Source organism: Nocardia sp. AB354, from assembly GCF_049538315.1.
Classification (GTDB): domain Bacteria; phylum Actinomycetota; class Actinomycetes; order Mycobacteriales; family Mycobacteriaceae; genus Nocardia; species Nocardia nova.
The window spans coordinates 84971-98798 of sequence record NZ_JBMVFU010000004.1; the positions used below are offsets into that span (position 1 = coordinate 84971).

The 13828-nt window shown below is 68.6% G+C and carries 13 protein-coding genes; 11 read left to right on the forward strand and 2 right to left on the reverse strand.

The features are described 5' to 3' along the window. Nucleotides 1-43 precede the first annotated feature (43 nt). The 6 genes from ACPCUW_RS07240 (at nucleotide 44) to ACPCUW_RS07265 (ending at nucleotide 6426) form a co-directional block, all read left to right on the forward strand. Nucleotides 44-715, forward strand: coding sequence for a fasciclin domain-containing protein (locus tag ACPCUW_RS07240; protein WP_423424078.1), 672 nt, complete (start codon nucleotides 44-46; stop codon nucleotides 713-715). Nucleotides 716-852: 137 nt separating this feature from the next. Beyond that, a complete protein-coding gene (gene sigK, locus ACPCUW_RS07245; protein ID WP_423424079.1) occupies nucleotides 853-1500 on the forward strand; it encodes an ECF RNA polymerase sigma factor SigK in 648 nt (215 codons plus the stop codon). After that, nucleotides 1493-2230, forward strand: coding sequence for an anti-sigma factor (locus ACPCUW_RS07250; RefSeq protein ID WP_063011381.1), 738 nt, complete (start codon nucleotides 1493-1495; stop codon nucleotides 2228-2230). The genes sigK and ACPCUW_RS07250 overlap by 8 nt, the downstream gene beginning before the upstream one ends. A gap of 66 nt (nucleotides 2231-2296) precedes the next feature. Continuing rightward, entirely contained in the window at nucleotides 2297-3904 is a 1608-nt protein-coding gene (locus ACPCUW_RS07255; protein WP_423424080.1) for a molybdopterin-dependent oxidoreductase, read from the forward strand. Between the two features lie 94 nt (nucleotides 3905-3998). Next, nucleotides 3999-5459: an NAD-dependent succinate-semialdehyde dehydrogenase gene (locus ACPCUW_RS07260; protein WP_423424081.1), complete on the forward strand. Its 1461-nt coding sequence runs from the start codon at nucleotides 3999-4001 to the stop codon at nucleotides 5457-5459. Between the two features lie 22 nt (nucleotides 5460-5481). Next, nucleotides 5482-6426, forward strand: a complete 945-nt coding sequence (locus ACPCUW_RS07265; RefSeq protein ID WP_064909954.1) for a zinc-binding dehydrogenase — start codon at nucleotides 5482-5484, stop codon at nucleotides 6424-6426. Between the two features lie 9 nt (nucleotides 6427-6435). On the opposite strand, the gene ACPCUW_RS07270 is transcribed toward ACPCUW_RS07265, so the two are convergent. After that, complete coding sequence (locus tag ACPCUW_RS07270) at nucleotides 6436-7314, reverse strand: TIGR03854 family LLM class F420-dependent oxidoreductase (protein ID WP_423424250.1); 879 nt, start codon at nucleotides 7312-7314, stop codon at nucleotides 6436-6438. A 121-nt stretch (nucleotides 7315-7435) separates the two neighbouring features. Between ACPCUW_RS07270 and ACPCUW_RS07275 the strand changes: the two genes are divergently transcribed. Next, entirely contained in the window at nucleotides 7436-8689 is a 1254-nt protein-coding gene (locus ACPCUW_RS07275; RefSeq protein ID WP_423424082.1) for a hypothetical protein, read from the forward strand. A 10-nt stretch (nucleotides 8690-8699) separates the two neighbouring features. Here the strand turns inward: ACPCUW_RS07275 and ACPCUW_RS07280 are convergent, their stop codons facing one another. Further along, nucleotides 8700-9152 (reverse strand): DUF6325 family protein, encoded by a 453-nt coding sequence (locus tag ACPCUW_RS07280; RefSeq protein WP_030514283.1) that lies wholly within the window; start codon nucleotides 9150-9152, stop codon nucleotides 8700-8702. Between the two features lie 356 nt (nucleotides 9153-9508). Here ACPCUW_RS07280 and ACPCUW_RS07285 point away from each other — a divergent pair, with 356 nt between their 5' ends. From ACPCUW_RS07285 to qhpG, 4 genes are all read left to right on the forward strand, one after another. Further along, entirely contained in the window at nucleotides 9509-10021 is a 513-nt protein-coding gene (locus ACPCUW_RS07285; RefSeq protein ID WP_423424083.1) for a cysteine dioxygenase, read from the forward strand. A 44-nt stretch (nucleotides 10022-10065) separates the two neighbouring features. Then, nucleotides 10066-10458: a rhodanese-like domain-containing protein gene (locus ACPCUW_RS07290; protein WP_423424084.1), complete on the forward strand. Its 393-nt coding sequence runs from the start codon at nucleotides 10066-10068 to the stop codon at nucleotides 10456-10458. A 196-nt stretch (nucleotides 10459-10654) separates the two neighbouring features. After that, complete coding sequence (locus ACPCUW_RS07295; protein ID WP_423424085.1) at nucleotides 10655-11719, forward strand: hypothetical protein; 1065 nt, start codon at nucleotides 10655-10657, stop codon at nucleotides 11717-11719. A 576-nt stretch (nucleotides 11720-12295) separates the two neighbouring features. Continuing rightward, nucleotides 12296-13792 (forward strand): flavin-dependent monooxygenase QhpG, encoded by a 1497-nt coding sequence (gene qhpG, locus ACPCUW_RS07300; RefSeq protein ID WP_063011391.1) that lies wholly within the window; start codon nucleotides 12296-12298, stop codon nucleotides 13790-13792. Nucleotides 13793-13828: the final 36 nt, after the last annotated feature.

Genomic DNA, 13828 nt, shown 5'->3' on the forward strand with positions numbered 1-13828 from the left:
AGATATGCGACCGCCGGGTCGTCCGAGAGAAAGCGATGAACCGATGAGAAGTATGACGCGCGCCGTTGTCACCGCAGCGCTGGTTTCGACCACGGCCCTCCTGGGAGTGTCGGCCTGTTCTTCCGACGACAACTCCGGTTCGGGATCGACGCCGACCACGATGAACGGTAACGCGACGACCAGCCCCATGATGTCGCCGAGCGGTTCGGCCGCCGACGCCATGGCCGGCCTGGTCGGTCCCGGCTGCAAGGCCTACGCCGAGCAGGTGCCCACGGGCCCGGGGTCGGTCGAGGGGATGGCACAGGATCCGGTGGCGACCGCCGCCTCACACAATCCGATGCTGACCACGCTCACCGCGGCGGTGTCCGGAAAGCTGAATCCTCAGGTCAACCTGGTCGACACCCTGAACGGCGGCCAGTTCACCGTGTTCGCGCCCACCGACGACGCGTTCGCGAAACTGCCGCCGGCCACGGTCGACAGCCTGAAGACCGACAGCGCGACTCTCACCAAGATCCTGACCTACCACGTGGTGCCGGGGCAGATCGCACCCGACGCCATCGCCGGTGAGCACAAGACGGTCGAAGGCGGCACGGTGAAGGTGACCCGTTCCGGCGACACGATCAAGGTCAACGACGCGTCGGTCGTCTGTGGTGGGGTGAAGACCGCGAATGCGACGGTCTACCTGATCGACACCGTGCTGATGCCGCCCGCCTGAGCGATCCCGCGGTCGTCCGCGCTGGTCGACGCGGTTCGCAAGAGATACCGAACAGGTGCGGAAAACACCGCGAAACTCGCACCCATCCGGCACGCTGGGCATGTCGAACCTCTTCCCATGCATGCAGGAACGCGCTCATGACCGGCGATCCGGAGTTCACCTCGATCCGCCTGGCCGACACCGACGACGCCCCGTCGTGTCCGCCGGGCGGTGGCGAGCGAGCGCACGCGCAGCGTGAGCTCGCCACGCTGCTCGGGGCCGCCGCCACCGGCAACCGTGACGCGTTCACGCGGTTCTACCGGGCGACCAGCGCGCGGGTGTTCGGGCTGGCCTTGCGCATCCTGCGCAACCACAGCGCCGCCGAGGAGGTCACGCAGGAGGTCTACCTGCAGGCCTGGGCGGCGGCCGAACGCTACGACCCCGCGCTGGCCAGCCCCATCGGCTGGTTGATGATGCTCACCCACCGGCGCGCCGTGGACCGGGTGCGCACGGAGGAGTCGGCGACGGTTCGTGATCGCGTCTTCGGCCACGCCCATCTGGGACGTGACCACGACACCGTCGCGGAGACGGTCGGTCAGCGCTTGGAGGAGCAGGCGGTGCTGCACTGCCTCGAGACCCTCACGCCGACCCAGCGGGAAGCGGTCGCCCTGGCCTACTACAGCGGACGCACCTACCGCGAGGTCGCCGAACATCTCGACGCGCCGCTCCCCACCGTCAAGAGCCGTATCCGGGATGCGCTGAAGCGGCTCCAGAACTGCCTTTCGGGGGTTGCCTCCCATGCCTGACACATCCGACCACGAGTTGCTCGACCTGGCCTACCCCTACGCACTGGACGCGGTCGGTGATTCCGAGCGCGACGAGATCGAACAGCGCGTCGCCGATGCCGGACCGGACACGAGCCAGGCCTTCTCGGTGGTGGTTCGCGCGGTCCGCGAGACGATGGGTGCTTTGTCGGTGCTCGATGCGCAGGAGCCCGCGCCGGAATTGGAAGCGCGCATACTCGCCGCACTCGACCGGGCGCGGCCCACCGATCCGTCCGCTGCGGTTCCGCTCACCCGACCGTCCAGGAGGCCTCGGCTACGGTGGCTGGCCGCGGCGGCCGCGGTAGTGGTGGCGGCCGGAATCGGCGGCGGTATCGTCGCCCAGCAATACGCCGGGCAGACCGCGAATCCCCCGATGGCGGAACAGATCATGCGGCAACCGGATGCACACACCGCGAGCGCGCCGCTCAGTACCGGCGGTGTGGTGACGGTGCACGCGTCCACCGAAATGGGTGCGGCCACAGTGGCTTTCGACAGCGTGCCGCCGGCGCCGCAGGGCCATGTATACCAGCTGTGGGTGGTACCGCCGACCGGTGCGCCACGCTCGGAAGGGGTGATGGACCGCATGCCGAGTGCGTCCGCGCCGATGGTGGCCACTTACTCCGGCGGCGACGCACTGGCCATCACCGTCGAACCCGCGGGCGGCTCCCCGGCCCCGACCACGGCCCCGATCGCCTCCATGTCGATGAGCTGACGATCGGCGCCGTCCGCGCGGACCGGCGTCACGAATTCCTCATCCCACCTGGGAATCGAGGAGATCATGATCGATACGGGTACGCGCGAGCCCACCGCGCACCGCGGCACGCTCGGATTCGCCGCCGCCGCGCTCGCCGGAATACTGGCCGGTGCGGCGGTGCTGGGCATCGGCGAACTCGTGGGTGCGATCCTGGATCCACGCTCCTCGCCCTTCTTCGCCGCCGGGGCGACGGTCGTCGATCACACGCCGCAGCAACTGCGCGAGGAGGCGATCCGGCGGTTCGGCAGTCACGACAAGGACGTGCTGTTCGCCGCCATGGGCGCGGCGATGGTGGTGCTTGCCGCACTGTGCGGTGTGCTCGAACGTCGCCGTCGCATCGGCAGTGCGGTATTCGCCGTTCTGGGTGTCGCGATCATCGCTGCGGCACTGCATCGCCCGAATGCGCAGTGGTGGTTCGCGATTCCGACCGCGGCGGGTGTGGCGGCGGGGCTGATCGTCTTGCGGCTACTGCTCCCACCCGGCGGCCGGCGCGACGAGGGGCGGGGCCGCGAGGGGGCTCGGGACGGCGTCCCGGACCACCGCGATATCCCGGGTGCCACTCGATTGGCCCGGCGGCGTTTTCTGGCGATGGCGGCCGGGGCCGGCGCGATCGCGGTCGGTGCCGCGGCGGCGGGACGATTCCTGGCGCAACGGCTGCGGGACGTGGCCGCGGACCGGGCGCGATTCATCGTGCCCAAGGCAGTTTCGGAGGCCGCGCCGATCACCCCGGCCATGACCCGCTCGGTGCCGGGACTTACCGCATTCGTCACGCCCGGCGCCGACTTCTACCGGGTCGACACCGCGCTGCAGGTGCCGGCCGTCAGCAGTACCGAGTGGAGGCTGCGCATCCACGGAATGGTCGACCGCACAGTGGAATTCACGATGGACGAGTTGCGCCGGCGCCCCGCGATCGCGCGCATGATCACGCTGACCTGTGTGTCCAACGAAGTGGGTGGCGATCTCGCGGGCAATGCGGTGTGGACCGGCTACCGGCTGGCCGATCTGCTACACGAGGCGGGTGTGCGGCCGGATGCCGATATGGTGCTGTCCCGCAGCGCCGACGGATTCACCGCCGGGACGCCGATCCAGGCGATGACCGACGGGCGCGACGCCCTGCTCGCCGTCGGCATGAACGGCGCGCCGCTGCCGCTCGAACACGGCTACCCGGCGCGGCTCGTGGTTCCCGGCCTCTACGGCTACGTCTCCGCCACCAAGTGGGTGGTCGACCTCGAAGTGACCAGATTCGATCGCGCACAGGCGTATTGGACGACCCGGGGGTGGGCGGACCGGGCTCCGATCAAGACCGCGTCCCGGATCGATGTCCCCGCCGCCTTCGCCACCCTGTCCGCCGGCCCGGTCACAGTCGCCGGAGTCGCCTGGGCTCAGCATCACGGTATCGCGTCGGTGGAGGTGCGGGTCGACGACGGCCCCTGGCTCGCCGCCGACCTGACCACCGAATACTCCCCCGACACCTGGCGCCAATGGACCTACCGCTGGCAGGCCACCCCGGGCACGCACACCCTGCACGTCCGCGCCACCGACACCACCGGAACCACCCAGCCCGCACAGCGCCGCCCCCCGATGCCGGACGGCGCGACGGGGTGGCATTCCCGGACGGTCGGTGTGCGGTGAGATGTTTCGTGCGCCGTGGGCGGGTAGCCACCCTGTGACACCGACCGACCGACACCGACCGAGTCGGATTCCGTCGTACGAGGAGTGGTGACCGATGACATCGACCAACATCCAGCCGATGAGCGCCTCGGGTCCCGACGCCGAACCGTTCGAGACGGTCGACGCCTATACCGGCGAAACCCTCGCCGAACTGCCCTATCTGGCGACCGAACAACTCGATGCCCTGCTCGAACGTGCGGACGACGCCTATCGGTCGTGGCGCGCCACGCCGGTCGAGCAGCGTGCGCGGGTGGTGTCCGCCGCAGCCGATCTGATGCGCGAACGCAAGGACGACCTCGCCCGGCTCATCACCCGCGAAATGGGCAAACGCATCTCCGAGAGCGAGTTCGAAGTCGACCTCGCGGCGAGCATCCTGCAGTACTACGGCGAGAACGGCCCGCGCATTCTGGAGCCCACCGCGCTGCCGGTCGAGGAGGGTGAAGCCCAGGTCGTCAACGCACCGCTGGGGGTGCTGCTCGGCATCGAGCCGTGGAACTTCCCGCTCTATCAGGTGGTGCGGTTCGCGGCGCCGAATCTGGTGCTGGGCAACACGATTCTGCTCAAGCACGCCAAGATCTGCGCGCTCACCGCGCTCGAACTGCAGAAGATCTTCACCGACGCCGGCGCGCCCGAAGGGGTGTACACCAACGTCTTCTTGCGGATCTCGGACGTCGAGCACGTCCTGGCGCACCCCGCTGTCCAGGGCGTATCCCTCACCGGCAGCGACGCCGCCGGTGCGTCCGTGGCCGAGATCGCCGGGCGGCACGTGAAGAAATGCGTGCTGGAACTCGGCGGCAGCGACCCCTTCATCGTGCTCGACGCCGACGATCTGGACGACACGATCGATGCGGCGACCACCGGGCGGCTGGCGAACACCGGTCAAAGTTGTGTCGCCGCAAAACGTTTCATCGTCCCGGACGAACTGTGCGACCGCTTCGTGGCCGGTCTGGCCGAGCGGTTCGGCGCACTGCGCCCCGGTGACCCGTCGGATCCGGAGACCACACTCGGACCGCTCTCCTCCCCGAAGGCCGCCGACGACCTGCTGGAACAGGTTCAGGATGCCCGCGAGAAGGGCGCCACGGTGGTCACCGGTGGCGGCCGTCCCGACGTACCGGCGCCCGGACGCCGCGACGCGTTCGTCGACGCGACGGTGCTGACCGACGTCACCCCCGAGATGCGCGCCTATTCCGAGGAGCTGTTCGGGCCGGTCGCGGTGGTGTACCGCGTCGGCGACGAACGCGAGGCGATCGAGTTGGCGAACACCTCGAAGTTCGGACTCGGCGCCACGGTGTACAGCAGCGACCCGGGCCGCGCGCGAGCGGTGGCCGAGCAGATCGACAGCGGCATGGTGTGGATCAACCACCCGACCTCCTCGCAGGCCGATCTGCCCTTCGGCGGGGTGAAGCAGTCCGGTTTCGGTCGCGAACTGTCCGAACTCGGCATGTTCGGTTTCGCCAATCGCAAGCTGATTCGCTCGCTGCCCCGCAAGACCGCATCCGCCGGTGTCGCGGGCTGACCGTTCGAAGGAGGAGATGCGCATGCGTGCAGCGGTGCTGCGGGAATTCGGTGGTCCGGAAGCACTCACGGTTCGAGACGTCGATACGCCACGTCCCGGCCCGGGTGAGGTGCTGGTGCGAGTCCGGGCGTCGAGCGCGAACCCGGTGGACGGAATCATCCGCCGGGGACTGGCGAATCCGAACCTGGCGCTGCCCGCCGTGATCGGCAGCGATGTCGCCGGAGAGGTGGAACAGGTCGGTGACGGTGTCACCGACGTGGCGGTCGGCGATGCCGTGTACTACACCTCGGAACTGGCCTCGGGTGGGGGCGCCTATGCCCAGTACCACGTGGCGGCCGCCTCGATCGTCGCGCCGAAACCCACGAGCCTGTCGTTCGCGGAGGCCGCCGCGATTCCGCTGGCCGGCGGAACCGCGTGGGAGGCGATCGTGCGCCGGCTCGCCGTGCGGCCGGGACAGACCGTGCTGGTACACGGTGGATCCGGCGGTGTCGGCACGTTCGCGGTGCAGTTCGCCCGCGCGGCCGGCGCCTCGGTGCTGGCCACCGCCGGGGCGGACCATCAGCAGCTGCTGCGGGATCTCGGCGCGACCCCGATCGACTACAAGAGCGAGGACTTCGTCGAGGTGGCCCGCACGCACACCGACGGCACCGGCGTCGACGCGGTGCTCGACACCGTAGGCGGTGAGAATGTCGGCCGGAGCTGCGCGGCCACTCGTGACGGCGGACGCATCGCCACCATCCTCGGACCGGAGGGCCGGCTCGACGATCTCTACCAGCGCAACCAGACGCTCTACGGCATCTTCCTCAGCCGCGAACGCCGCCGGCTCACCGAGATGACCCCGCTGTTCGAGCGCGGACTCGTCCATCCGCGGATCGCGAAGACCATGCCGCTCGACGACATCGTCGCGATCCACGAACAGCTGGACGAGGGGCACAACGCGGGCAAGCTCGTCATCGACGTGCCCTGATACCCCGCCTCAGTTCTGCCGCGGCAGCAGTTCGGTGACGAACCGGTCCACGAATTCCGCCGATATCGCGCCGTCGGCCGGCACCACGACGAATTTGCTCAGACCGGCCGCGAGGTGCCCGTCCACCAGCCGGTGCAGGTCCGCCCAGCTCCCGGCGATCACGTCGTTCGGATCGGCACCCGCTCGCTGCGCGCCGATCCGTGCCGCCAGCTGGGTGGGGATGCCGTTCTCCGCGAGCAACAGCGTGATGCCGAAGTGATCGGCTTCGATCTCCCGGCCCGCCGCTGCGGCCGCAGCGTTGATCGCCGACACCCCGGCCGCCGCCTCGGCCGGGGTCACGAAACTCCCGAGCCAGCCATCGCCGTATCGGCCGATGCGGCGGAAGGCGCCCGGTGCGCGACCACCGAGCCAGATATCGAGCGGGCGGGCCGGCCGCTTGCCCACCATCGCCCCGCGAACGGTGAAGTAGTCGCCGTCGAAATCGACATCGTCGGCGCGCAGCACCGCCCGCAGCAGGCGCAGCGATTCGTCGAAGACCGCGCCGCGCGGTCCCGGCACCGGAAACAGGTCCTGTTCGCCGGGCCCCGCGGGTCGCAGTCCGAATACCGGTAGCACCCGCTTCGGAGCCAAGGACGCCAAGGACGCCAGCTGCTTGGCGACCAGCACGGGATGGCGCCCCGGCAGAATCGCGACCGAGGTGCCGACTTTCAGACGGCTGGTGCGGGCCAGCGCGAACGCCATCCCCACCGTCGGATCCACGGCCGGTGCGAAGACCAGTTCGGAGAACCACAGCGAATCGACCCGCGCGGCCTCGAGCCGATCCACCAGCGCCGCCAGATCTGCCGGATCGGCCGCCGAACCCGTACCCACCCCGAACCGGATCTTCACCTCGCCATTGCTCACAAGCCTGCACAACAGCCGCGTCGGGATCGATATTTCGGCCGAGTCCGGCGCCTTCACCCGCGGCGGGTGATCCGGTTGTGCCCGGCGCGACGGCACAGTCGGTCGGATGAGGACTTCGTCGCGGTCGCGCTGTGCCCGCATGCTGGGCGTGCTCCTCGCGGTATGGGCCGGGGTCTGGTCGGCGCCGTCGGCCGGTGCGCAGGCCGCGCCCGATTCACCGCTGTGCGCCTGGCGGTTCATGTCGAACAGCACGGTGCTCAATGTGGCGTTCCCGGATGCCAACGCCACGTACTGGGTGCTGCCGTATGCGCTGGGCCCGGGCGACTCCATCGAATTGTCCGGCAGCTACCCCGCCGCGCGCTACTTCTCGCTCAATACCTACGGCACGAACTTCGATACCGTGGATACGTTGCGGGACAACCAGATTGCCCCCGATCCGGGCAGTGCCAATCCGTTCGCCGCACCGACGGCAGCGCCGGAAACGCAGCGGCGCTGGCACGCTCGACTGGTCACCGGCGCAGCAGACCACGGCCGCAACGAAATTCGGGCGTTGCCCGCCGCGCAGAACGCGCCCATCGGATTCCTGATCATCCGGGTCTATGTGCCGACCGACCCGACTTCGGCCGGCGGTGGGGTACCGCTGCCCGATGCGACGCTGACGGTCGCCGGCGCGACCGTCACCAGGCAACCGTGCAGCCGGGTCTTCGACCCCAGCGCCTATCCCGGCCCCCTCGCTCAGGCCGCGACCGCCGGATTCGACCAGGTCATCGCCGGGGCCGCGGGGGGCGCGTTCCCGGCCAACGTGCCCGAGGCCACGTTCGTTAATCCGGCGAGCACCTCGGGGTTGTTCCCGAACGGCGACAACAAATACCTCGGGGCGGGACTCACCTATCAGCCGGGCCGCCTGGTCGTGGTGCGCGGCAAGGCGCCGAATTTCCCGGATTCGCGAGCCGGACAGCCTCCGACCGACCCGGCTCAGCAGGTCCGATATTGGTCGATGTGCCAGAACGACCTGGTGACGCCCTATCCGGTCGTGGCCTGCGCGGCCGACTTCCAGACCCGGCTCGACGCCGACGGCTACTACACCTACGTCGTCGCGGCGCCGGAAGACCTACCGGCACAGATGGATTCGAGTGTCACCGTGCTGCCCTGGGGCAGCACGCAGGTGGCGAAGAAGGTTCTCTTCCTGCGGAACATGCTGCCGAGCGAGAGCTTCTACCCGCAGTCGATCCAGGCTTCGCAGGATCGCGGCGGCGATCCGGCCACCACGATGGGCCCCTATTACCCGGTGGCCACCTACTGCACCACCGCCGTATTCGCCGCCACGGGAGCGGCCGGATGCTTCGGAGCGGGCCGCTGAATCGCCGGTCTCAGTTCTTGTCGTCGAGGCTGTCCAAGGTGGTCAGGATCGCCTCGACCGGGATGCGGCCGGCGGCGACGGTTTCGGCGCCGTTGCGCCGCAGAGCCACCGACAGTGGTGCGGCCCAGGTGTTTTCGTAGATCAGAACGGCGGCCGAACGCCCGGGGTGCAGGGCGGCGCCCGCCTCCCGCAGATCACCGTCGTCGAGTACGCCCGTCGTCTCCTCGGCGAACAAGGCCACGCTCGCTTCGCACTCGAGCCCGATATCGGCGATATCGATGCCGGTCAGCGACCCGTCGCCCTCTTTCCGGAGGAACGCCAGATTCAGCACGCGGATGATACCCCGGCCGACCAGATCGCGCAGCACCGGCAGGGCCGAACCGTCCGGGGGGCGGCCCGCGGGGAACTCGATGACGAGATAGTCGATCGGACCCATCTCATCGATACCGGCAGCACTGGTCATCCGAGCACCTCATCCCTGGCCGGATCACCGGCGTGATTCGGCGAGACAGCAGCTGACGCCACGCGGTAAACGACGAGCACATCGGCCACCGGCATGACACCTAATGATTCGAAGCCGCGCCGCTCGCGGATAAACCGGAATCTATTCCGGCACGCAAGCCGGTCGGACACGGTGTCTCATCCACGTCCCGAATCGCAAGTCCGCCCGGTGAATCCGCCGGGCGGACGCCGCCCGTTCACCCGGCTCGGCGACACCGCGGAATTTCGCTCACGGTGAGTCTGGATGGTGGCAAACCGCGTGTGGCGGCGAAGAATTCGCGTGACCGTAGTGTGGAAGGGATAGTGGTGACGACGTCCGTGCCTGTGCGACTCGAGCACGCCGAAGACATACATCCGGGCGTCGACGTGCCGCTGCTCCGCGACGCCGTGGTGGCCGAGCGCACGCTGTGGACACCGGCCGAACTACACGAGCTCACCGCGGTGGTGGCGAGCGAACTGGCGACACCGCTGCTGGATATCGTGCGGTTCGACACCTCGCGGCGCTGGTGGACCCGGCTCGCGCTGACGATGGGCGTGGAACTGTGGCTGCTGTCGTGGGCGCCCGGGCAGGGCACCGAACCGCACGACCACGGGGGCGCGTCGGGGTCGTTCACCGTCTCGATCGGCGAACTGGACGAGGACTACCGCTATCCCACCGGCCCGGTACGCTCGGCCGGGCGCCGCGCCGGCGACACGATCGCGTTCGGGCCCGAACGCGCCCACCAGCTGCACAACCGCAGCGCCCGGCCGGCCACCACGGTGCACGCCTACTCGCCACCGCTGCGACCGGTCCGCGAATACCGGTCGCTGCGGGATTTCACCGGTGTGTGACCATGCCGGTAGCCCCCATCGCCCGATCGCCGAGGAGTGACGGTATGAGCGCCGAGGATCTGCTCACACAGGCACGCGCCGGATTGAACCGCGTCGAGCCCGTCACCGCCGCGCACCGGTTGGCCGAGGGCGCGCTCGTGGTCGATATCCGCCCGCACGCCGACCGCCTCGCCGAGGGCGAGATACCCGGCGCGGTCGTCGTCGAACGGATCGTGCTGGAATGGCGGCTCGACCCCGGCGGTTCGCATCGGCTCCCGGATCTGACGCCCGACACCGAGGTGATCATCGTCTGCAACGAGGGCTACGCCTCCAGCCTGGCCGCCGCCGACGCACAGCGTCTCGGACTGGCTCGCGCCACCGATCTGGTCGACGGGTTCCGGGCGTGGAAGGCGGCCGGCCTGCCAGTGGCTCCCGGCGGCACCCCCGCCGTTCCGTAGCACCACCGACCGCCACCCGCCTCGCCCGCACGGTTGCCACGACAACCACACGTCCGCAGCGCCGCGTCTACCTCCCGGTTCCCGGAATTCTTTCACCTGCAAACGATCTGGCTGAGAATGTAGAGGGGCAAACGGAATTACGAGGAGTGCGATGACCAGGTGTGCGCATTATGTCGGAAGTGTTCCAGCCGAGTTGATGACCGGGGATGCTGCGGTGCTGCAGTGGTTCGCCGACCGCAGTGCGGGCCATCCCGTGACCGGACTGCCGTGTGACCTGGATCCGGACTGGATCCTCGACTACCTCCGCCGGCGCAGAGAGCACGAGGACGTCTTCGATGTCGTCCGCACCGGCGATTACTCCGACTACAGCGATTTCCCGAGCTACGGTCTCCGACCGGGGGCGAAGCTGGAACCGCGGCACGTGGCGATGGACCGGCTCGACCGCATCGGTGCCGTGGTAGCCGCCTTCGACGAGGTGCGTGCCGCGCGGCCCGAGCTGGACGGGACGAGATTGCAACTGAGCCAACCCAATCCGCTGGATCTTGCGATGTTCGTCTTCGCCGGTGCGGCGGTGTCGAACGGCTTCCCGCTCGGCCCGGCACTGCGCCGCTCCGATCTCATCGTGGCCGCGCTGCGGCATCTGCCGGTCTTCACCGAGGCCGCACTGCAAGAGATCGCGGAGGTGAACGCGCGCTACGGCGATCGCGTGGTCTGGCAGGTCGAATCACCGTTCGCGCTGCTGGGCATGGTCAAGGCCGACCAGCTGGGCGCGAAATGGGCGGCGGCGCCGCTGCTGGCCCGCCAGCTGGCCGGGGTACTCACCGGCATACACGAGATCGGGGCACAGGCCGTGGTCCACCTGTGCTACGGCGATTACCAGCACAAGGCGCTGCTCAGCCCGCGTTCGCTGGCGCCCGCGGTCACCCTGCTGAAGCACACCGCACGCCGGCTGCGCGCAGACGGCACTCCTCTTCCGGCAGTGCACATTCCGTGTGCGTTCGGTGCCGAACCCGCTCCCCAGGACGCCGCGTTCTACGCGCCCCTGCACCGGCTGGACCCGGACTGGAACGTCATCGCGGGGGTGGTGTCACCGGATTCCGCCGACGACAGCGCACACGCCCTGCGACTGTTCGAGCAGGCGGCCGGTCGTACCGCGTTCGGTGTCGCGACCGCGTGCGGTCTCGGCCGCTGCAGTGTTGCGGACGCCCAGCGGGCTGCCGAGACGACCGCGGCACTGACCGCGGAGACGACCACCGGATAGCGCCCACGGCACCGCGGCCTCGCGTGGACGCCCGTCGCATCGCCGGTATACCGCAATATCGTTCGGCCCCAAGGATTCTCCCGCATATGACCGGCGACCAGGGCATACCCCGAAGGAGCCGTCGGAATCCGGCGGATGCCACGCGGGAACCGGACAAAGGCCTTACTCTGATTGAGTCGGTGGAAGTGGGGTGATGCCGGACGTGACCAACCGGGACTGCGAACCCGCATCGGTCCGTCGTCACCGTCTCTACCGCTTTGCTCGCCGAAAACTGCACTCACGTAACGCAACGTCGCGTCCACTGTCGTGACCCTAGCCGCGCATCACAGACAGCGGCATTTTCATACCTTTGCCAGCTATCTTCTAGCTATGCGCTGTACGTATGAACTTGCATCGAAACTTACTGTTTCCCTTGATGATTCAAGTACTACTGATAAACTGATTTCCCGTGCGCCGATTTCGAGTTAACAAGCGGCTACGGAGGTTTCGGAGTTTGTCGTAGGGCATGCCATCCGGACTCGGTCCGGCAGCCGATCAGGCGCACCGTCCGTTCGTACGCAGTTCCAGGGAGTTGCTATGGGGAACAACGAAATTCCGCGCGTTCTGGTGGTAGGCGGCGGCCCAGCGGGGTCGACCGCAGCCGCACTGCTCGCACGGTCCGGAGTGCAGGTGACCCTCCTGGAGCGGGATACGTTCCCGCGCTATCACATCGGAGAATCACTGCTGGCCTCGTGCCTGTCCACGCTGCGGGTTTCCGGCGCCTACGACAGGGTCGCCGCGCACGGCTTCCAGATCAAACGCGGCGGCTACTTCCAATGGCAGAACGACACCTGGCTGCTGGACTGGTCCAAGCTCGTCGATGCCGAGGCATGGTCCTGGCAGGTCGACCGGGCCACCTTCGACGATCTCCTGCTGCGCAATGCCGCCGACCAGGGCGCGGAGGTCATCGAACAGGCGACCGTCAAGAACATCCTGTTCGACGGTGAGCGTCCGACCGCGGCGGAATGGGTCAAGGCCGGCGACGACACCGTCCACACCGCCGAGTTCGATTTCCTCGTCGACGCCACCGGCCGAGACGGGTTGCTGGCCAAGCACTTCGGCATGCGTCGCCAACATCCGGCCTTCCGCAACGTGGCGATCTGGTCCTACTGGAAGGGCGCACACCTGCACCCGGACAGCCCGGAGGGCGCGATCAACGTGGTGTCGACCCAGGAGGGCGGCTGGTTCTGGAACATTCCGCTCGCCGACGGCCGTACCAGCGTCGGTTATGTGGTCTCGGCGCGGCTGGCCGCGGAAAAGCTGCGCGCGCACGATTCGCGCCAGTCGTACTACCTGGAGACCATCCGGGAGAGCAAGCCGATGTGCGAGATGCTCGAGGGCGCCGAGCAGATCGCCGACGTACGGGCCGAACAGGACTACTCCTACGTCGCCGACCGGTTCTGCGGCCCCGGCTACGTCCTCGTCGGCGACGCGGCGTGCTTCCTGGATCCGTTGCTGTCCACCGGAGTTCACCTGGCGACCTATTCCGGGCTCGTGTCCGCGGCGGCGATCGCGACCACACTGCGCGGTGAGATGTCCGAAACCGATGCGCTGGCGTACTACGAGTACACCTACCGCCGCGGCTACACCCGGTTCCTCTCCCTGGTCTCACGGATGTACGAGCACTACATCGGCTCCGAGGAATACTTCGCGCACGCGCACAAGCTCACCGACGTCCACGACGGCGATTCGCCCGAGCAGTCGTTCACCCGGATCATGGCCGGCCTGACCGATGTCAGCGAGACCACGGGCGATCAGGACCGCACCGGCACCGAGGTCATCGTCGCCGAGGCGGAGCGCCTGCACACCGCCCCGGAGACCGACGGGGTCAACATCAAGTACATGGGCGGCCTGGATATGTCGCCGGTCTGGGACCACTGGCGCGATCCGCTGTCCGACACCACGATGGGCGAGATTCGCATCACCACGGAACCGGTGTTCGGCCTGACCACCCGCCCGCGCTCCGACGCCGAGCGCGAGGCCATGACTCTCCCGGTCCAACCGCCCCGCAAGGGTGCCGGCGCCGCTCTCTAGCGGTGACGTCACCAGGACTCCCGGTGCGAACCGAGA

Coding starts and splice junctions, on each gene's coding strand:
- ACPCUW_RS07240 (WP_423424078.1), top strand. CDS start 44: ATGAGAAGTATGACGCGCGCCGTTGTCACCGCAGCGCTGGTTTCGACC.
- sigK (WP_423424079.1), top strand. CDS start 853: ATGACCGGCGATCCGGAGTTCACCTCGATCCGCCTGGCCGACACCGAC.
- ACPCUW_RS07250 (WP_063011381.1), top strand. CDS start 1,493: ATGCCTGACACATCCGACCACGAGTTGCTCGACCTGGCCTACCCCTAC.
- ACPCUW_RS07255 (WP_423424080.1), top strand. CDS start 2,297: ATGATCGATACGGGTACGCGCGAGCCCACCGCGCACCGCGGCACGCTC.
- ACPCUW_RS07260 (WP_423424081.1), top strand. CDS start 3,999: ATGACATCGACCAACATCCAGCCGATGAGCGCCTCGGGTCCCGACGCC.
- ACPCUW_RS07265 (WP_064909954.1), top strand. CDS start 5,482: ATGCGTGCAGCGGTGCTGCGGGAATTCGGTGGTCCGGAAGCACTCACG.
- ACPCUW_RS07275 (WP_423424082.1), top strand. CDS start 7,436: ATGAGGACTTCGTCGCGGTCGCGCTGTGCCCGCATGCTGGGCGTGCTC.
- ACPCUW_RS07280 (WP_030514283.1), bottom strand. CDS start 9,152: ATGACCAGTGCTGCCGGTATCGATGAGATGGGTCCGATCGACTATCTC.
- ACPCUW_RS07290 (WP_423424084.1), top strand. CDS start 10,066: ATGAGCGCCGAGGATCTGCTCACACAGGCACGCGCCGGATTGAACCGC.
- ACPCUW_RS07295 (WP_423424085.1), top strand. CDS start 10,655: ATGACCGGGGATGCTGCGGTGCTGCAGTGGTTCGCCGACCGCAGTGCG.
- qhpG (WP_063011391.1), top strand. CDS start 12,296: ATGGGGAACAACGAAATTCCGCGCGTTCTGGTGGTAGGCGGCGGCCCA.